Annotated in this window: 16 protein-coding genes; 13 read left to right on the forward strand and 3 right to left on the reverse strand. The window is 42.9% G+C overall.

All coding sequences use genetic code 11. The annotated features are described in order from the left end of the window. Positions 1-68 precede the first annotated feature (68 nt). From H6G86_RS13395 to H6G86_RS13405, 3 genes are all read left to right on the forward strand, one after another. On the forward strand, positions 69-797 hold the full coding sequence (locus H6G86_RS13395) for a Uma2 family endonuclease (protein WP_190934742.1): 729 nt from the start codon (positions 69-71) through the stop codon (positions 795-797). Between the two features lie 42 nt (positions 798-839). After that, positions 840-1,109, forward strand: a complete 270-nt coding sequence (locus tag H6G86_RS39520) for a hypothetical protein (RefSeq protein ID WP_277883594.1) — start codon at positions 840-842, stop codon at positions 1,107-1,109. 588 nt (positions 1,110-1,697) lie between these two features. Next, a complete protein-coding gene (locus tag H6G86_RS13405) occupies positions 1,698-2,948 on the forward strand; it encodes a serine/threonine-protein kinase (protein WP_190934743.1) in 1,251 nt (416 codons plus the stop codon). Between the two features lie 380 nt (positions 2,949-3,328). On the opposite strand, the gene H6G86_RS13410 is transcribed toward H6G86_RS13405, so the two are convergent. After that, complete coding sequence (locus tag H6G86_RS13410) at positions 3,329-4,237, reverse strand: Tll0287-like domain-containing protein (RefSeq protein WP_114081480.1); 909 nt, start codon at positions 4,235-4,237, stop codon at positions 3,329-3,331. Between the two features lie 294 nt (positions 4,238-4,531). Here H6G86_RS13410 and H6G86_RS13415 point away from each other — a divergent pair, with 294 nt between their 5' ends. From H6G86_RS13415 to H6G86_RS13425, 3 genes are read left to right on the forward strand one after another with little or no spacing between them, the layout of a single operon-like run. Beyond that, entirely contained in the window at positions 4,532-6,427 is a 1,896-nt protein-coding gene (locus H6G86_RS13415; RefSeq protein ID WP_190934744.1) for a WD40 repeat domain-containing serine/threonine-protein kinase, read from the forward strand. Beyond that, on the forward strand, positions 6,390-6,554 hold the full coding sequence (locus H6G86_RS13420) for a hypothetical protein (RefSeq protein WP_190934745.1): 165 nt from the start codon (positions 6,390-6,392) through the stop codon (positions 6,552-6,554). The genes H6G86_RS13415 and H6G86_RS13420 overlap by 38 nt, the downstream gene beginning before the upstream one ends. A gap of 45 nt (positions 6,555-6,599) precedes the next feature. Then, positions 6,600-7,463, forward strand: coding sequence for an SDH family Clp fold serine proteinase (locus H6G86_RS13425; RefSeq protein WP_313930971.1), 864 nt, complete (start codon positions 6,600-6,602; stop codon positions 7,461-7,463). A 29-nt stretch (positions 7,464-7,492) separates the two neighbouring features. On the opposite strand, the gene H6G86_RS13430 is transcribed toward H6G86_RS13425, so the two are convergent. After that, positions 7,493-8,158: a peptidoglycan-binding domain-containing protein gene (locus tag H6G86_RS13430; protein ID WP_190934746.1), complete on the reverse strand. Its 666-nt coding sequence runs from the start codon at positions 8,156-8,158 to the stop codon at positions 7,493-7,495. Positions 8,159-8,593: 435 nt separating this feature from the next. On the opposite strand from H6G86_RS13430, the gene H6G86_RS13435 reads away from it, so the two are divergent. The 7 genes from H6G86_RS13435 to H6G86_RS13465 all read left to right on the forward strand — a co-directional run bounded on the left by H6G86_RS13435 (position 8,594) and on the right by H6G86_RS13465 (position 17,384). After that, a complete protein-coding gene (locus tag H6G86_RS13435; protein ID WP_190934756.1) occupies positions 8,594-10,063 on the forward strand; it encodes a hypothetical protein in 1,470 nt (489 codons plus the stop codon). Between the two features lie 253 nt (positions 10,064-10,316). Then, positions 10,317-10,778, forward strand: coding sequence for a ribosome maturation factor RimP (rimP, locus tag H6G86_RS13440; protein ID WP_114081475.1), 462 nt, complete (start codon positions 10,317-10,319; stop codon positions 10,776-10,778). 186 nt (positions 10,779-10,964) lie between these two features. Then, on the forward strand, positions 10,965-12,242 hold the full coding sequence (gene nusA / locus H6G86_RS13445) for a transcription termination factor NusA (protein WP_190934747.1): 1,278 nt from the start codon (positions 10,965-10,967) through the stop codon (positions 12,240-12,242). 148 nt (positions 12,243-12,390) lie between these two features. After that, positions 12,391-12,660, forward strand: coding sequence for a YlxR family protein (locus H6G86_RS13450; protein WP_114081474.1), 270 nt, complete (start codon positions 12,391-12,393; stop codon positions 12,658-12,660). A gap of 482 nt (positions 12,661-13,142) precedes the next feature. Next, positions 13,143-16,313: a translation initiation factor IF-2 gene (gene infB / locus H6G86_RS13455; protein WP_190934748.1), complete on the forward strand. Its 3,171-nt coding sequence runs from the start codon at positions 13,143-13,145 to the stop codon at positions 16,311-16,313. A gap of 103 nt (positions 16,314-16,416) precedes the next feature. Then, positions 16,417-17,046 carry a low-complexity tail membrane protein gene (locus H6G86_RS13460; RefSeq protein ID WP_114081472.1) on the forward strand — a complete coding sequence of 210 codons (630 nt, stop codon included), beginning with the start codon at positions 16,417-16,419 and terminating at the stop codon, positions 17,044-17,046. Positions 17,047-17,186: 140 nt separating this feature from the next. Further along, positions 17,187-17,384, forward strand: a complete 198-nt coding sequence (locus tag H6G86_RS13465) for a hypothetical protein (protein ID WP_012412012.1) — start codon at positions 17,187-17,189, stop codon at positions 17,382-17,384. On the opposite strand, the gene H6G86_RS13470 is transcribed toward H6G86_RS13465, so the two are convergent. After that, the gene (locus H6G86_RS13470) at positions 17,381-17,917 is read right to left on the reverse strand and encodes an alpha/beta hydrolase (protein ID WP_190934749.1); all 537 of its coding nucleotides are present in this window, start codon (positions 17,915-17,917) and stop codon (positions 17,381-17,383) included. The two genes, H6G86_RS13465 and H6G86_RS13470, sit on opposite strands and share 4 nt — an antisense overlap. Positions 17,918-18,108 lie beyond the last annotated feature (191 nt).

Here is an 18,108-nt window from a genome sequence, read left to right on the forward strand (position 1 = left end):
AAATTCCATATTTTTACAAGTGAAAATCCAGTACCCAATCCCTTTTACAGACCAAAGGAAAACCCATCATGACAACCCTCACCCAAGACTACCAAATCACTTGGGAAAAACTACCCGATGATTACAAACTCCCAGATGATCCAGTGGACAACATCAACCAACCAGCATTAGCTGCTGCACTCACGGAAAGCCTACAATTAGCCGGAAAAATTTCAGCTAACACCCTAACAACAACTAATTACGGCATTTGTGCCACTCTAAACAACAAAATAGTCATTAAAGCGCCTGATTGGGCTTTCATTGCCAAAATTAATGTTAGTAGAGAAGAAGTAACACGCAGTTACACACCTGAATTACAGGGAGACATTCCCGTAATTGTGATGGAATTTATTTCCGATACACAGGAAACAGAATATTCTATCAAAGCCACATATCCCCCAGGAAAATGGTTTTTCTACGAGCGCATCTTAAAAGTGCCAAACTACATCATCTTTGAGCCAGATAGCGGCAGTATCGAAATGTATCGCTTAACTAACACAGAACAGTACATTTTGCAAGAAGCTGATGAAAATCAACGCTACTGGATAGCAGAAATGAATCTTTACCTTGGGGTGTGGCAAGGTACTCGTGAAAATCGCGCCGGAAAGTGGTTACGGTGGTGGGATGAACAAGGAAACCTTTTGCCTTGGGGTTCTGAGTTAGCCCAACAGGAACGCGAACGCGCCGAACAAGAACGCCAACGCGCTGAACGACTAGCAGCACAATTGCGGGCGGCGGGAATTGAGCCAGAAGATTAGACTTCCTGTAAATCATTTAGGTTTGCTAGATTAGCGAAAAATTTGCTAAATCTAGCATTTTTTTATAAAGATGAAATTTTAAACAATACCAATCAAAGCCAAAAGTTGAGAGTATTTTTGTTAATTATTATTGCTAATAATACCAAAGCTAAAGCTAATTTATTCCCGTTAACACTTGAAAATTATGCCACTAGCAAACGACCTATGATTGCTGAACAAGAAGCTGCTCAAGCCAAACAAAAAGCAGAACAATTAGTAGAACGTTTACGTCAGTTAAGTGTAAATACTGATGAAGCAGATAAATTATTGTAGACTTCAGGAGTATTATTTATTACACGCAGTATAATTTTCGGCTTTGAAGAATCACCTAATACAGAAAGCTTTGGTAGCCAGTGCCGAAGTAGCTATCAAATAACAAGACTGGCTCCACTAAAGATTAATTTTTGAGAGCGATCGCATATTCAGCACTTGAAATACATATAATATTTTATTTGGAGAAGTCTATAGAAACTTTAGTTTTTTCTCAAAAACCATGATGTCACGCTATATCCTTAACTGTTCCAAAACTCAATCCTAATTGAGTTGCTAGGAATGAGATGTGGTTCAGCTACAACTTCAAAAGGTGATAATCTGAATATTCGCAGATATTACCGCAGACACTGATTATATCCCATCTGCTAAAATACGTAAGTACAAGTAGTATCATCTAGCTACCCCTGTAAAAATTGTCTATTTGGTTACACAAGACCGTTCAAAGATTGTAGAAAAGTGTATTTCCTTGTGTTGATAGTGGTGCTAACCTCAATTTTAAGGATGTTATCAGCCCTTATCTGCTAGAGTTTCTGACTTTCAGCAAACTAGATAATTTATCAACAATAAAATCGCGAGGAGTGCGATGAGATGTCACAGTCGCCTATGACAAGACCAGAAATAGCTGCTGGAACTCTAATTGATAACCGCTATATTATCCAAAAACTTCTGGGACAGGGAGGATTGGGGCGAACTTACTTGGCATTTGACACTCGGCGGTTTAATGAAGCTTGTGTCCTCAAGGAGTTTGCACCCATTGGCACAGGGGAAAGTGGGCTGGAACAATATCGCAACCTATTTAAAAGAGAAGCAAAAATCCTTCATCAATTGCAACATCCTCAAATCCCCAAGTTTTTAGCTTGCTTTGAAGGAGATGGTCGGTTATTCCTAGTACAAGAGTATGTTGACGGCAAAACATATTCTAGGCTGTTGGGAGAACTTCAACGTCAAGGAAGAAACTTTTCTGAAGACGAAGTTATCCAGTGGCTAAAAAATCTATTGCCTGTTTTGGAATATGTCCATCAGCACAACATCATCCATCGAGATATTTCTCCTGATAACATCATGTTACCTGATGGCAAGGATCTGCCAGTGCTGATTGATTTCGGAGTTGGGAAGCAAATTGCTGACATGAACGAGGGGAAAAGTTCTAATCACCAAGTAACATTTGTTGGCAAAATGTCTCTTGTAGGCAAAGTGGGGTATGCACCTCGCGAACAGATTAGCTTAGGTTTATGCTCGGCTTCTAGTGACCTTTACGCCTTGGGAGTAACAGCTATTGTACTACTCACAGGTAGAGATCCATCTTTACTAATGGATCAATACTCACTTGAATGGAACTGGCGTTATTATACTTACGTTAGTGATGAGTTCGCTCAAGTACTTGATTGTATGTTGGCAGATAGACCTAACAAGCGATACCAAACAGCCAGAGAAGTTATCAAAGATTTAGAGCGGATTGGAGAACCAGAACTAGCAATGTCTCCTCCAGTCATGCTTGATGATTTGCCTGCTACGGTATTTAATCCTGAATTTCAGGCTATGTCGGCAATATCGCAGTCATACAATCAAACTGGAGAAACAGTTTTTAGTCCACCTAGTTTACCTGCTAATGTACAAAGTGGGCAAATTGAACAACAACAACCTTCACTCCAACCAGGATTTATTAAACATTGTCAACAAGAATTAGCCTACCACATCGGGCCAATGGCAAATTTGATTATAGAAGAAATATTAGATGAGAATCCTTACATTTTACCTGATCAATTTGTTGAACTTATAGCCAACCAAATTCCTAACTTTCAAGCAGCTTTTGAATTCAAAAAAAGCTTATTTTCATAGATATCTAGACTACTCTAGTAATCCGATTTGATTTCTGTTCGCGCAGCATGGCATAGCCATGATTATTTGCGTGGCAAGGCAATAGTCAAAAAGCCTATTTGAGATATACTAGATTTTTTCAAAATCAAATATGAGTCCTAGATCAATTTAGAAATAAGTTACAATTATTCAACTATTTCTAATAAGTTTACCTTTGTGAAGGGATGTAAATCTTGGTTATAAAACAATACGGTTCAGTTAGCCATAAAAACCTTAACCTACGATTTCTTTAACTGAACCGTATTGGGCTATAAAACTTAATTACGTTAGTGTAGCGCTTACTCTTACAGAGAAGCAAGTACGCGCAGCATCTCGTAGAGAGAGCGTCATTACTAATTATTTTAATCCCCTGTACCCCCCTGAGTGCGTTTGATTCTTTTCATTGCCATTTCTAAACTTAACTGCATCCGTTTAAAGGCTCTAGCTAAATTACCGATTTCATCATTAGACATCTGCTCAAATTCAACTTCCATGTGTCCTGTACTAACTTCTTCCGCTATGCGAGTCATGCGTTTGAGAGGAACAACAACCTGTCGATTCAAGAACAAGTTAACTAACAGGATAGTCGCTATAAATATAGTTGATACAATTAAGATAATTAGTAAAGAAGACTGATTTGCTTTGCTGATTACATTCTTTGCCGGTACTGATATAATTTGAGCGCCGACAATCTCATTCAGCTTCCACCCAAACCCATTAGCTGTGCCATAAAGAGTAATCATACTTTGAGGAGCAGCCTCTGGTACGCTATGACACTTCAGACAGCTTTCTTCAGAAACTTTTAAAGGACGAGCAATATAAAAGATATCCCCACTAGGAATTGAGCGAAATCCACTCACTTCTTTAAGGTCTGATTTATTTCTGAACCTTTCTACAATTTCCGTCTCAAAACCGTCAGCCTTATCCCGCAGATTTGTGGGATTGAGAGTTGCTTCTTTATAAAAGAAATCACGATATTCTGTTGTTTTCCGTAAAATCTCAAATACCTCCCGTGCTGAGTATCCAGGTACGGTTTGCGGCAAAAACTCGGTAGCCAATTTATCAACTAGCTCTGGATTCACTTGAGTACTGGTGTATTTACGAACAGAACTCATTGTTTGAATGAGGATGAGACCGGTAGAGCTAATATCTTGTTTAGCATTCTCCCTAAGCAAAGAAGAAAGAGCAAATCCACTCAAGCTCAAACCAAATGTCAGAATTACCAGTAGCAGAATTGTAAATTTTTGTTTCAGATTCAGATTCTTTAGCATAATTAAAGATTACCTACAAGTCAAATTATTATGAACAAATATAGCGAAAGTCATCGTTTACTCTAACATGAGCAATCAACTCTCATACTTTGATCTAAAGGCAAAGTTTCGCTAAAGCTATTAGGGTATACACAACTTTATACTATTAGTAATAATCGAGGTTAATGAAAATGTTCTCTAAGTAACTAACTTCCAAAAATCTACAACAGCGATTCAAATGGAATTCCCAAAAATTCGGGTTGGCTGTTTTGATACTGTGCCAAAATAAATACCAGCAATTGTCAAATATTACTAATGGTGTGGAATGCAGGAAAGTCTTTATTCGGGGGACGCTACATTATCGAAAGCCAACTAGGTGAAGGCGGAATTGGCATTACTTATCTTGCCAGAAATCAACGGAATCAACTGCGAGTGATTAAAACCCTTAAAGAAGAAATCCTGAACCACCCCGCCTGGATACTCCACCGAAACAAGTTACGGCAAGACTTCCGTGATGAAGCAGTTAGGCTGGCTGTGTGTCACCATCCCCATATAGTAGAAATAGAAACCATCTTCGATGATGGGAATTTGCCCTGCATGGTGATGGAATACATCGAAGGCGAAGACTTAGGACAGTATTTAAAACGGGTTGGAGTGCTATCAGAAGCAGAAGCGCTGCTCTACATCAGACAAATTGGCGACGCTTTGACACTAATCCATTCTAAAGGATTGCTGCATCGGGATCTCAAACCACGCAACATTATGATCCGCATTGATAAATCTGAAGCAGTGCTGATAGACTTTGGCATCGCTAGAGAATTTATTCCTAATGTAATTCAAAGACATACAGTGTATCGTACTCCTGGTTTTGCCCCACCTGAGCAGTATGAATCAGAAGCGCCACGAGGAGAATACATTGATATCTATGCTTTAGCTGCTACTCTGTATAATTTGCTGACTGGAGTGATACCAACAAGTGCAGATGATAGACGGCACAATATTAATTTAGAACCACCACAATATTTTAATCCCAACATCAGCAATAGGGTAAATCAAGCTATTATGTGCGGCATGGATTTGGAATCGACCTATCGTCCCCAATCTGTGCAGGAGTGGTTGGATTTATTGGGCCCTGAAAACGAGAAAAATATAGCACCAGCAACATCCACCTTAGTGATAACGCCCAGAGTAAAATTACCTCCACCTGTTGTATTAGACCAGCAAAACTGGCAATGCGTACAGACCCTCAGAGGTCATTCTAGTATGGTTCATGCGATCGCTATTAGTCCAGATGGACAATTGATTGCTAGTGGCAGTAATGACCATACTATTAAACTTTGGCAACTGGGTACTGGCAAGCTAGTGCGTCAAGTGGGTCGTTGGTCTTCTGGTCATTCTAGTATGGTTAATTCCGTCGCCTTTAGCCCAATCTCTTCAAACTTTTCTTATCAAGCAGATTCTGGCAAATCTGGGGGAGTTACAGACCTGAACCGGGGAATCTTAGCTAGCGGTAGTTGGGATAACACCATCAAATTGTGGGATGTAAACACCGGAAAAGAAATTCGCACTCTTACTGGTCATACTAACTGGGTGAATTCTGTTGCCTTTAGTCCAGATGGCAAGTTTCTTGTTAGTGGGAGTGCTGACTGCACAATTAAACTATGGCAAGTAAACACTGGTATAGAAATTCAAACTCTCACAGGTCATTCCGACTCAGTTTCGTCAATCGCTTATTCTCCGAGAACAGCTACAACGACGAACAGCCAGGATAGACACCTTGTGGCTAGTGGCAGCAATGACTACACCGTCAAACTGTGGCAAGTATACACGGGCAGAAACATCTACACACTTACAGGTCATTCCTTCTTCATCAACTGTATCGCCTTCAGCCACGATGCAGAAATGATTGCTAGTGGCAGTGGTGACAACACAATTAAATTGTGGCACGTAAACACAGGCAGAGAAATTCGCACTCTCAGTGGTCATTCTGATTCAGTTTGGTCAGTTGCCTTTAGCCAGGATAGGCAATTTCTCGCTAGTGGCAGTTGGGACAACACTATCAAACTGTGGCATTTACACAGTGGTAGAGAAATCAGCACACTTACAGGGCATTCTAGCTATGTTCGATGTGTCGTTTTCAGTCCTGATGGACAAACCCTAGTGAGCGGTAGTGATGACGATACTATCAAGATTTGGCGACGGGAGAGATGAAGAAGTAGGGGAACGGAGAGCAAAATCTTCCTTCTCTACCTTATCCCCCTCTACATCTTCTAGTCTTACGATAGAACTGCGATCGCCCCAAATTTGTGACAAAAATCACGGCAACCGTGATTTTTGAACAATAAATAATTTTATGGGTTTTGGTATTGGTGATTTATTTTAGATTTTCCTGCTTCTAACTTCCTTACAACCCCTTTGGCAAAAACGTCAAATAGAATATCGCCGCTTGCGTGCTTTACAAGAATTTCAACAAGAACGCAAAAGTCGGGTAATTTTGTTAATTCACCGCCAAGAGTCTATTAGCTTTCTGGGAATTCCCATATCTCGCTACATTACTATCGAAGACTCAGAACAAATCTTACGAGCTATTCGCCTCACACCCCCAGATGTACCAATTGACTTAATTTTGCACACCCCTGGCGGTTTGGTTTTGGCAACAGAACAAATCGCCAGAGCATTAATTCGCCACCAGGCAAAAGTCACAGTCTTTGTCCCGCACTATGCGATGAGTGGCGGTACAATGCTTGCCCTGGCCTCTGATGAAATTATTATGGATGCTAACGCTGTCTTGGGGCCAATTGATCCCCAATTGGGTAATTACCCCGCAGCAAGTATCCTACAAGTAATTGAAGATAAACCCATCAGTGAGATTGATGATCAAACTTTAATTATGGCCGACCTCTCACGCAAAGCAATTGGGCAGGTACAGAGGTTTGTAAGAACTTTGCTTAAAGACAGTATACCCAAACAAAAAGTTCTACCAGAAAATATCGAATCGATTATCGAAGCCTTGACAACCGGGCGCGTCACCCACGACTATCCCATAACTATTGAAGAAGCAACAGAAATGGGGCTGCCCGTAACTGTCGGACTGCCCCATTCTATTTATGATCTCATGGACTTGTACCCACAGGCGCAAGGAGGGCGACCCAGCGTGCAGTACATTCCTATGCCTTACAATGACCCCCGTCCAATTCTACCTATACCCAAGGGTAGACCCTTAGAAGAACCAAATCAGATGACTTGAGGGTCTTTGGGTAGGGGTTTTTGTGGAGACTAGGGTGTAGATGTTGGCGTAGCTGTCGGTGTAGCCGTTGGCGTAGCTGTCGGTGTAGCCGTTGGTGTAGCTGTCGGTGTAGCTGTTGGCGTAGCTGTTGGTTTAGCTGTTGGCGTAGCTGTTGGTTTAGCTGTTGGCGTAGCTGTTGGTTTAGCTGTCGGTGTAGCCGTTGGTTTAGCTGTTGGCTGACTCAAGACTGTCTTTGCTTCTTCATTCAGCTTTTGGCGGAGTGCTAAATTAGCAATTCCAGTTTCTTGCAACTGATGTTTCTTTTGATACTCCTTCACCACTTCTTCCGTGCGGGAACCGTAAAAATGATCGCGCGGTAGGGGAGGATTAGGCTTGACTACTGCATTCAAATTTGTGTGCAGAATTTTAACAATGTTAGCAGCAAAATCTTGGGTTTTTGGCCCTGCTATCCCATCAACTGGTTTTAGCTTATAACCTGTCTGAAATTCACGAATTGCCTTTTTGGTTTCCTCATCTGTCAAAGGGCCATTTGTTACCTTGACGTTATAGCCTAGACCTCGCAACACAGAACGGAATTGCTGGGGCGTATAGCTACGTTGAGGTGCTGCGAAACCTGTGTCTGCAATTACCACACTAGCGCTTATCAGGCAAGTAACAGCAAAAGTTGCGCTTGATTTTCCAAAACCACACCACATATTTAAAACTCCTTTGGATTAAATCAGCAGGATTATAAATGTTAACAGCTGCATTTTAAGTTTGTTTAATAACTTTTTTCGCGATTTTTTAATGATTTTTGAATAATTTTTGAATAATTTTTGCCAAAGTTAGCCACATGTATAAAAGATAATTCATGTCATCCATCAAAAGACGTATCTTGTATTGGCAGAGATGCAGAGGTTATCATTTGAAGCGAATACATACTTTGAACACTCAATTTCGATATTGATGCATTTATGTGGATCGGTGTCAACTTAAACCCTTTGTCTCTAAGCATTTTTTTAATCTTAAGTTGACATAAATACATATACATACATTTATACTGAGGTCTACTCAACTGCAAATTGCTGTACTTGGTTGGAAAGAAACGAAAATTAATGGATGAAAAAGCTGATATTCCAAATATCCAAAAAATGTATAAAATGCAACAAAAAAAGAAAGATATAAAATCTTCTAAGCAGAGGAATCTTTGGTTTGAAAGATTTATGGCAATTACTACCACTGTAAATTTAGGTTTAGTTTTGTTTAATTTAAGTTACGTACCTTGGCGAGATTTTTACTTACGGAAACTTCCGCAAGTTATTCAGATTTATGACCCAATAAAAGGTATTGAACCCCACCGAGACACAAAAAGTTATCTAGAAACAGTAGACGCATTAGAAGAACAAGTCAGCCAAACAGGATTAGAGTCTTCTGAGGTAAAAAGCAGACTAGAGCAAATAAAGCGTCTTAGCAACGAGATGATTGACAGTAACCCCTTTGCTGGAGTTAATAAAAGTGGGACTTTGGAAAAAATCAAAAAGCGGATGCGATCGCACATCGGTAACGAATCTGCAAAACAGTCCTTTGCCATTTTTTGGAGTCAGCCTTACCTCTCGCAAAATGGCTGGATTAAAGAAATCAATTTTTTTAACAAGAGCATCCGCCCTTTAATTGCCACTAACTACTACCGCCAAATCGGTGAAAGTGGTGAATTTGTGGATAATTTTTGGATTATTGACTTACCCTTCGTGATTTTATTTGGCGTAGAATTGCTGGGGCGTACCTTCTTAATCAAACGCCGACATCTTGGTTTAAGCTGGTTTGAAGCACTATTGTGGCGTTGGTACGACGTATTTTTACTCCTACCATTTTGGCGTTGGCTGCGAATCTTACCTGTATTAGTCCGCCTCGATCAAGCGCATTTATTGGATCTCCAGCCAGTGCGAAAGCAAATTCATCAGGGGATTGTCGCCAATTTTGCTGAAGAACTCACAGAAGTAGTAGTAGTAAGGGTAATTAACCAGGTTCAGGGTTCAATTCAACGGGGTGAGTTAACGGATTGGCTCTCACAACAAGAAAATTTACGTCCCTACATAGATATTAATAATGTGAATGAAGTGGAAGCGATCGCAGGTCTTTTGGTAAAAACAATTGTTTACCAAGTCTTACCTGATATTCAACCTGCAATCGTTGCCATTTTGCGCCACAACATCGAAACCGTTTTCCATCAAGTCCCCGTCTACCGCAACCTCCAGAATCTCCCTGGCGTGGGAAAAGCTCAAACTCAGTTAAGCGAACAACTGGCGACGCAAATCACAACTAATCTTTATAAAACTTTAGTTAGCGCTGTTGAAGACCCTGTTGGCGCAAAACTCACCAGTCAACTCGTAGAAAGGTTTAGCGAAGCTTTGGGATCTGAAATGAAGGAAAAACATGTACTTTCCGAAATTCAGAGTTTACTTTTTGACTTCTTAGAGGAAATCAAAATCAACTACGTCCAGCGTTTATCCCAAGAAGACATAGACCAAATTATCGAGCAAACCAGGCAGCTACGCACACAAGCATCAGTTCCAACAGTCGTTGAGAAAAGCACCACTCTGCCAAAAATACGCGAAGGGTAGAGAGAGTGGGGAGCAGGAAAGGATTAGGGGAAAAGGGAGACAAGGAGGACAAGGGGAAATTATTGAACAAGTCTCTTCCTTGTCTCCCTTGTCTCTTCTCTATGCCCTATACCGACTGCCTATACTCGACTATCCATTAAATGCGCTAAACTCGAATGAGGGCGAACCATCATTGATTCGTCACAAGACTTCTTGGAAGATATACCTATCGCAGGAAGTGGGTCAGTGCCCACTTTTTTTATTGAATTCTCTCATGGCTCATCCTTTAGTTCCACAAATTATTGATTTGGCGACACCAGTAGCAGAAGAACTGGGATTGGAAGTGGTTGGCGTGGTCTTTCACACTCACCAAAGTCCACCAGTGTTGCGGGTAGACATTCGCAATCCTCAGCAAGACACCGGATTGAATGATTGTGAGAGGATGAGCCGTGCTTTAGAAGCCTCCTTAGATGCTGCGGAAATCGTTCCAGATACATATGTCTTGGAAGTGTCTAGTCCTGGTATTTCGCGGCAACTGGTAACAGACAGGGAGTTTATTTCCTTTAAAGGATTTCCTGTCATTATTTCCACAACGCTTCCCTACGACGGACAACAAGAGTGGATTGGTCAGTTGATTCGCCGGGATGAGACAACACTTTACTTAAACCAAAAAGGTCGTGTAGTCGAAATTCCCCGCTCCCTAATTACTAAGGTGCAGCTAGACGAGCGCCGATAAACAAAGGGCTAGGGCTTAGGAATTACAGACTAGAGTGCCATTCGCTCAAGGCTAGAGTTTCGGGCCTAGAGTTTAGGGACTAAGGGCTAGAGATTAGGGGCTAGTGTAAAGCTATTCTCTAATCCCTGGTTCTATTTAATGCGTAGCTTTCAGCCCCCACTCCCTGCTTTTTAAAGGAGATTGCTTATGTCAATGGTTACTTTACCTGGATTAAAAGAATTAATTGAAAGTATAAGTCGTGAGCGGAATTTACCCCGTCTTGCAGTTCAATCAGCTATTAGAGAAGCACTACTCAAAGGCTACGAACGTTATCGTCGCGCCCAAAATTTAGAGCGAAAACAGTTTGACGAAGATTATTTTGAAAATTTTGAAGTAGAACTCGATATTGACGGAGAGGGATTTCGCGTTCTTTCCACCAAAACCATCGTTGAAGAAGTAAATAACACAGACCATCAGATTTCTCTAGACGAAGTTCAACAAGTAGCCCCCGAAGCGCAGTTAGGGGACTCTGTTGTACTAGATGTGACTCCCGACCAAGGAGAATTTGGTCGGATGGCGGCAATGCAAACCAAGCAAGTATTGGCGCAAAAATTACGGGATCAACAGCGCCAGATGGTGCAAGAAGAGTTCCAAGATTTAGAAGGAACTGTTTTGCAAGCAAGAGTCCTACGGTTTGAGCGGCAATCTGTGGTTTTGGCAGTTAGCAGTGGCTTTGGTCAGCCAGAAGTAGAAGCCGAATTACCGAAGCGGGAACAGTTGCCTAACGATAATTATCGGGCAAATGCCACCTTCAAGGTATATCTTAAAAAAGTCTCCCAAGGTCAACAACGAGGGCCACAGTTGCTGGTGTCTCGTGCTGATGCGGGTTTAGTGGTTTATCTGTTTGCCAACGAAGTCCCAGAAATCGAAGATGAAGTGGTACGGATTGTTGCCGTAGCAAGGGAGGCAAACCCCCCCTCCCGTTATGTCGGTCCCCGGACTAAAATAGCAGTAGATACCCTAGATCGCGATGTAGACCCAGTTGGTGCTTGTATCGGAGCCAGGGGATCGCGAATTCAAGTGGTAGTCAACGAATTACGCGGTGAAAAAATAGATGTAATTCGCTGGTCGCCAGACCCAGCAACGTACATTGCTAATGCTTTAAGTCCAGCACGGGTGGATGAAGTACGCCTTATGGATCCAGAATCCCGGCAAACTCACGTACTTGTGGCTGAAGATCAACTAAGTTTAGCTATTGGGAAAGAAGGACAAAACGTCCGTTTGGCAGCCCGCCTGACTGGTTGGAAAATAGACATCAAAGACAAAGCTAAATACGACTATGCCGGAGAGGATGAGAAATTTACCGCCGTCAGAGCAAAATATCAGGCAGAAGAAAATGAGCTTGAATTCGACGAAGAATTAGAAGATGAAAATCAGGACGAATTAGAAGAGGAGGATAGTTTTGACAATAACGATGACGAATAATTGATTAACCTTGTAAAGTTTTGATAATGTTGATTGTAGTCCGAGTCTTAAGGATTATTTCCTGAAAGACACCTTGGTATAAGTAAAAAATAGTAATAAAAAACTTATTTTTACACCCAGAATGCTGGACTGAGATCGCAGAAAACTGATGAAACCAAATTATCGGCGCTGTATTAGTTGCCGGAAAGTAGGCTCAAAAGATGAGTTTTGGCGGATTGTCCGCGTCTTTCCATCGGGAAAGGTACAATTAGATCAGGGCATGGGGCGTTCTGCCTATATTTGTCCGCAAACGAGTTGCTTACAAGCGGCTCAAAAAAAAAATCGACTAGGGCGATCGCTACATGCATCAGTGCCAGAAACACTGTACCAAAGCTTGTCGCAACGTCTAGCCAGCAGCAATACCCAAAACCAAATTTAATTGGAACAACTTTGTGACATCATCACCAGAGGAATTGTGCCAAAGCCGAAGTCGTGCTTTCATCACACCCTCTGTTGATCGTTAAGGTTAGTGCCAAAATAGTAAATGGGTGTAAAAAGCATTCGACTCTCCAATAATTTAAGAGAGGCGAGGCAACTTTCCCAGAACAAGATGTAATCGATTGTGTTGTGGAAGATTCAGAATCAACAAAACAAGAAACTACAAAATGGCAACCTGGTAGCGCTCAGGCGCAGTTCGGCGTCAAGGATTCCTATAAAAATCTTTTATTTAAAAAATTTTTATGGGTGTCCCTCAACCATCATTCCTGGTGGGGATGCCATTATTAAACCGAAACATCTCTCTTTCCTGATTGGAGGCACCGGCAAAAACTAAACGGCGGTCTAAAAACAGTAATCCAAGGATGGAGATGTCGCAAACCAGGCAACCATCCGCTAAAACTGTAAATTAAAGGGGAAGAGTGGATGACCAACGGCAAAGTTAGAATCTATGAATTATCAAAGGAATTGAATTTGGATAACAAAGAGCTACTAGCAATTTGCGACCAGCTCAGTATCGCGGTCAAAAGTCATAGCAGCACGATTTCAGAATCCGAGGCAGAAAACATCCGCACGGCTGCGGAAAAGCTCGCAGCTACCAATGTTTCAGCCAAAAAGGAACTAGGTACAACCAGCCATAAGCCAAATTCACCACCAAACGGCGGACGTAACCGACCTGCTGCACCCCACAAACAGCAAATTTTGGAAATACGCAAACCCAAAATATTGAGAAATACTACCTCCAACGCCCCAGAGGCGTCAGTTGCCAACAATACCCAAGCTGCCTTGTCTGAAGCTAATCCTCCCTCACCTCCACGGCCTTTTGCTACACCAGCCTCACCCATGAGGCCGGCGGCACCAACTCGACCTGTGCCCCGGACTCAATCTGAGACTCAAGAGCAACCTCCTGTCACCGACTTGGAACAAACACCTAATCCAAGTCAGGCACCGGAAAAAGTAGCATCCCAAAAACCGGAAAAAGTAGTTCCACCAAGACCGAAATCGGAAAAACCGATCAAACCGCAATTAGTTGCCCCTCCGGCAAGACCGGCGGCAGAAGTTGCCCAAGCAGAAGTAGCCCAAGTGTCAGATGAGCCGGTATCTCAAGCAGATAAACCGATTCTCAAACGCGACCAACGGCTACGACCAGTTGAAGGCGATCGCGAGCAAATTAAACCCAGAGTTGCTAAACTGCCAACTGACCAGTCTCCACAATCTGCGCCACAAAGACAGGCCAGACCTACCCCTGCACCCACCAGACCAGAGCAGAGAGGCAATCGACCATCTGCACCATCACAACTAGGAGAGGGGCAAAGACCCAGACCAGCGCGTCCTGGTGAATCTGTAGCCGCCGCAATGCCGATCGCTACTCCACCCAGACAAATGTCAGGAATAGCGGGCAAATCTCAAGGACTGGGTGATGAGCCAGTTACACCCGATCTCCTCGATTTGAAACGCCCAAGTCCGCCTCGCCCGACCAAAGGCGGCAAGAAGTGGGTAGAAGAGGAAATAATCGACGAAGTTAAAGAGAAGGCTAAAGCTGGCGTTAAAGGCAAGCGGATCAAGCCGATATTGGATGATGAATTTGAAGAAGATTTGCTGGATGATGACGATATCGACTCACCAGCAATCGTCCAAGTCAGCCTTTCCATCGCTCGTCCTCCCAAACCAAAAGCAACTCGACCTGTACAGATGCCGGGTGCAAGCCTTGCTAGCGCCCCAACTGCTAGAGGAAGTAGAAAACCTGGTTCTAAGTCTGGTTCCAACCGAGACCATCACAATAACCGTCGCCAACAAGAAGCCGATACAAAGCGCGATCGTCCCGAAAAGGTGACGATCACAGGGCCGTTAACTGTACAAGAACTGTCCGACGTTTTAGCCGTTCCCGATACAGAGATTGTTAAAATCCTGTTCCTCAAAGGCATGGCGGTGAGTATCACCCAAAATCTGGATATTCCCACAATTACCCTGGTAGGAAAAGAACTAGAAATAGAAGTAGAAACCGTCGAACGAGAAGCAGAAGCTCGGAAAATTACGGAAATGGTCGGCGCAGAAGACCAAGAATATCTTCATCGCCGTCCGCCTGTCGTGACAATTATGGGTCACGTAGACCACGGTAAAACAACCCTGCTCGACTCAATCCGCAAAACAAAAGTGGCTGCTGGCGAAGCTGGCGGTATCACTCAACACATTGGTGCGTACCATGTGGATGTGGTACATGAGGGCAAACCACAGCAGATAGTCTTCCTGGATACCCCTGGTCACGAAGCCTTTACAGCAATGCGCGCCAGAGGAGCTAGGGTAACAGACATTGCCGTATTAGTAGTGGCTGCTGATGATGGTGTCCGTCCCCAAACCATTGAAGCTATTAGCCACGCTCAAGCTGCGGGAGTGCCAATTGTTGTTGCAATCAACAAGATTGATAAAGAAGGGGCACAGCCAGAGCGGGTGAAACAAGAACTGACCCAGTATGGTCTGACCGCAGAAGATTGGGGTGGTGAGACAATTATGGTTCCCGTGAGCGCCATCAGAGGTGAAAATCTGGATACGCTCTTAGAAATGATTCTCTTGGTAGCAGAAGTTGGAGAACTATCTGCTAACCCAGATCGTACCGCCAAAGGAACTGTCATTGAAGCACATCTGGATAAAGCCAAGGGAGCAGTTGCTACCCTGCTAATTCAGAATGGCACCCTGCATGTGGGAGATATCTTAGTAGCTGGCTCGGCCTTCGGTAAAGTCCGGGCGATGGTGGATGACAGAGGCAAGAGAGTGGATATCGCTTCTCCTTCCTTTGCTGTCGAGGTGTTGGGTTTAAGTGATGTGCCAGCAGCAGGCGACGAGTTCGAGGTCTTCCAGAACGAGAAAGAAGCCAGAGCCCTCGCTAGCGATCGCGCCGACAGACAACGCCTATCCCGCCTGTTACAAGGACGTGTTACCCTCACAACCTTATCGGCTCAAGCACAAGAAGGCGAGTTGAAAGAACTCAACTTGATCTTGAAAGGAGACGTACAAGGTTCCGTAGAAGCCATTGTGGGAGCGCTCAAGCAAATCCCGCAAAACGAAGTCCAAATTCGGATGCTCTTGGCTACTGCTGGGGAAATCACCGAGACAGACATCGACTTAGCAGCTGCCAGTAACGCTGTAATTATTGGCTTCAACACCACCTTTGCCAGTGGCGCTAGACAAGCCGCCGATGAAGCGGGTGTAGATGTCCGGGAATACAACGTCATCTACAAACTCCTAGAAGATATCCAAGATGCCTTGGAAGGTCTTTTGGAACCAGAGTTGGTGGAAGAACCCTTGGGTCAAACCGAAGTTCGTGCCGTCTTCCCAGTCGGTCGCGGTGCTGTTGCCGGTTGCTACGTTCAATCTGGCAAGCTAGTTCGTAACTGCAAAGTCAGAGTACGACGCGGCGGTAAGGTGATTTATGAAGGTGTCCTTGATTCCCTAAAACGGATGAAAGAAGATGCCCGTGAAGTCAACGCCGGTTATGAATGCGGTGTCGGTATGGATAAATTCAATGATTGGGTTGAAGGTGACATCATCGAATCCTATCAGATGGTTACGAAGCGCCGCACTCTCACCTTAACGAGATAGTGTTAAGGGTAAAATGGTTAGAAGTTAGGAGTAATAAATTAGGAGTTAGGAGTTAAAGACTGCTAATTCCAAGCTCCTAACTCTTAACTCATAACTTTTTACTATGCATTCATTTCGCTCTGAACCTATTTTGTGGATTCACGTCGCTGGGTTGGCGACGTTGCCTGTTTTTTTAGTACTCTGCTTAATATTTTTGTCTGTAGGCGAGCCGTTTTTGCCAGTCTGGATGGAGCTATTTTTAGTTGCCGCCATTGGTATTCTCCCCCTGCTATGGATGCAGTTACGTCGCCCTTTTTATATATTCGCTCTTTTAGGAATAGCCCTAAAACCAGAAAATCTGACTGAGCGGCAGCGAAAAATTCTCTGTTTAATTAATACAAAGTTAAATCGTATCCTGGCATTAGTGGCAGCAGTATTGTCGATTTGGGTGCTGTGGCATCTTTACCAATTTGCCCCATTAGTAGCAGATTCAGCCAAATTCCTTCCACAATGGCGCAGCCTTGCACTAGTGCTTGCGGGATTAGCCTTTTTAGGCAGCAATCTATTTTTACAAATACCTGTGAGTGTAATGCGAGTTTTAGTGATTAATGAGACAGAATTCGCTGGCATAGAACCATTATCTTTAGAAAAGATTAAGCAAGATTTCACAATTTTAGGGGTACGGGTTAATCAAATCGTGCCCCGATTATTGCAATCCTTGTTTAGGATTAATACAGATTCATCACAGCCCTGAAAGTAATATTATTTACTTTAAAAGGCTAAAAATAAGCAGTAGGGAAGCAGAGGGGCAGAGAAGAATCGGGATACCGATGCCCAATGCCCCATACCCAATGCCCAATTACCTTGCAAGTAAAAATAAAGGAATGAGGAACTATGGCTCAAATTCCAGCTTCTAGCGATCGCCAATTTTCTGCTGATACTGAAATTTGGTATAGCCTCAAATGTGCGATCTCCACTAGTTCCGGTTTTCAACGCTGGCAACTAGAACGTGATGCTCAATTACACGGAATTCGCTTGGAACAGCAGGTACAAAGGTATTTAAGGGAAACTTTAGAAACTTTAGCTTACTAAAAATTGAGTAAATCTTGTAGGCTTGTTTGCAAGCGACGAAGTTGACGGTATGCACCCTCCAAGCGTTTGCCATCAACTTCCACTTCATTAGTGGGATAATTTTGAATAATTTCGATTAGCGACACCTGCCCATCTTGACTTGCAGAAAGTACCAAAGCAGATCGCAAAGCCTGCCGATCTGCTCTGTGAGACGGTGTATAAATAACTTGACTAATTTGATCCAAAATAATATTACCAATCTGGCTATTCAGAACTCTATCTAAAAATACCAGGTTTACTTTCACAGGCTCTGTTAAATACTTACGAATAGCTTTAGGATCTTGTCGTGCTAACGCAAAATTAACTCGTAATGAACGTGAAAGTTCACCTGTTTGGGCAAAGGTGGATAGTTCGCCTACTGAAAGTGATTCACGGAAAATACCATAGTTCAACACTACTCGTTCCGCAGCAAAGGTAGGATTAGACAAAAGTATAAGACAGGTACTACCTAGTAAAACCAAGGTGCGACGCAACCCCGAAAATTTAAAAAGCATTTCTCTCAATTTCCAATAGGTTTGCTTTTCCTGTGATGATATTCCAGCAGAATTAGTTGCGGCATCTGGCTTTAGGAAATACCAAAAAATAAATAATTCAGTAATCGAAGCAAAGACAGGATGAGCGCTTAGACAAAACAGCGATAGACATTGCCTTATCCTGAAAGCCTACAGCTTGGCAAAAATCCAGC

The organism is Nostoc sp. FACHB-133 (genome assembly GCF_014698055.1).
In the GTDB taxonomy this organism is placed as follows: Bacteria; Cyanobacteriota; Cyanobacteriia; order Cyanobacteriales; family Nostocaceae; genus Nostoc.

What these genes read in the sequence shown, in the direction of transcription:
- H6G86_RS13410 (WP_114081480.1), bottom strand. Translation starts at nt 4,237, where the DNA reads ATGCTAAAGAATCTGAATCTGAAACAAAAATTTACAATTCTGCTACTG.
- H6G86_RS13470 (WP_190934749.1), bottom strand. Translation starts at nt 17,917, where the DNA reads ATGCTTTTTAAATTTTCGGGGTTGCGTCGCACCTTGGTTTTACTAGGT.
- infB (WP_190934748.1), top strand. Translation starts at nt 13,143, where the DNA reads ATGACCAACGGCAAAGTTAGAATCTATGAATTATCAAAGGAATTGAAT.
- H6G86_RS13435 (WP_190934756.1), top strand. Translation starts at nt 8,594, where the DNA reads ATGTATAAAATGCAACAAAAAAAGAAAGATATAAAATCTTCTAAGCAG.
- nusA (WP_190934747.1), top strand. Translation starts at nt 10,965, where the DNA reads ATGTCAATGGTTACTTTACCTGGATTAAAAGAATTAATTGAAAGTATA.
- H6G86_RS13460 (WP_114081472.1), top strand. Translation starts at nt 16,417, where the DNA reads ATGCATTCATTTCGCTCTGAACCTATTTTGTGGATTCACGTCGCTGGG.
- H6G86_RS13465 (WP_012412012.1), top strand. Translation starts at nt 17,187, where the DNA reads ATGGCTCAAATTCCAGCTTCTAGCGATCGCCAATTTTCTGCTGATACT.
- H6G86_RS13430 (WP_190934746.1), bottom strand. Translation starts at nt 8,158, where the DNA reads ATGTGGTGTGGTTTTGGAAAATCAAGCGCAACTTTTGCTGTTACTTGC.
- H6G86_RS13395 (WP_190934742.1), top strand. Translation starts at nt 69, where the DNA reads ATGACAACCCTCACCCAAGACTACCAAATCACTTGGGAAAAACTACCC.
- H6G86_RS13405 (WP_190934743.1), top strand. Translation starts at nt 1,698, where the DNA reads ATGTCACAGTCGCCTATGACAAGACCAGAAATAGCTGCTGGAACTCTA.
- H6G86_RS13420 (WP_190934745.1), top strand. Translation starts at nt 6,390, where the DNA reads ATGACGATACTATCAAGATTTGGCGACGGGAGAGATGAAGAAGTAGGG.
- H6G86_RS13450 (WP_114081474.1), top strand. Translation starts at nt 12,391, where the DNA reads ATGAAACCAAATTATCGGCGCTGTATTAGTTGCCGGAAAGTAGGCTCA.
- H6G86_RS13415 (WP_190934744.1), top strand. Translation starts at nt 4,532, where the DNA reads ATGGTGTGGAATGCAGGAAAGTCTTTATTCGGGGGACGCTACATTATC.
- rimP (WP_114081475.1), top strand. Translation starts at nt 10,317, where the DNA reads ATGGCTCATCCTTTAGTTCCACAAATTATTGATTTGGCGACACCAGTA.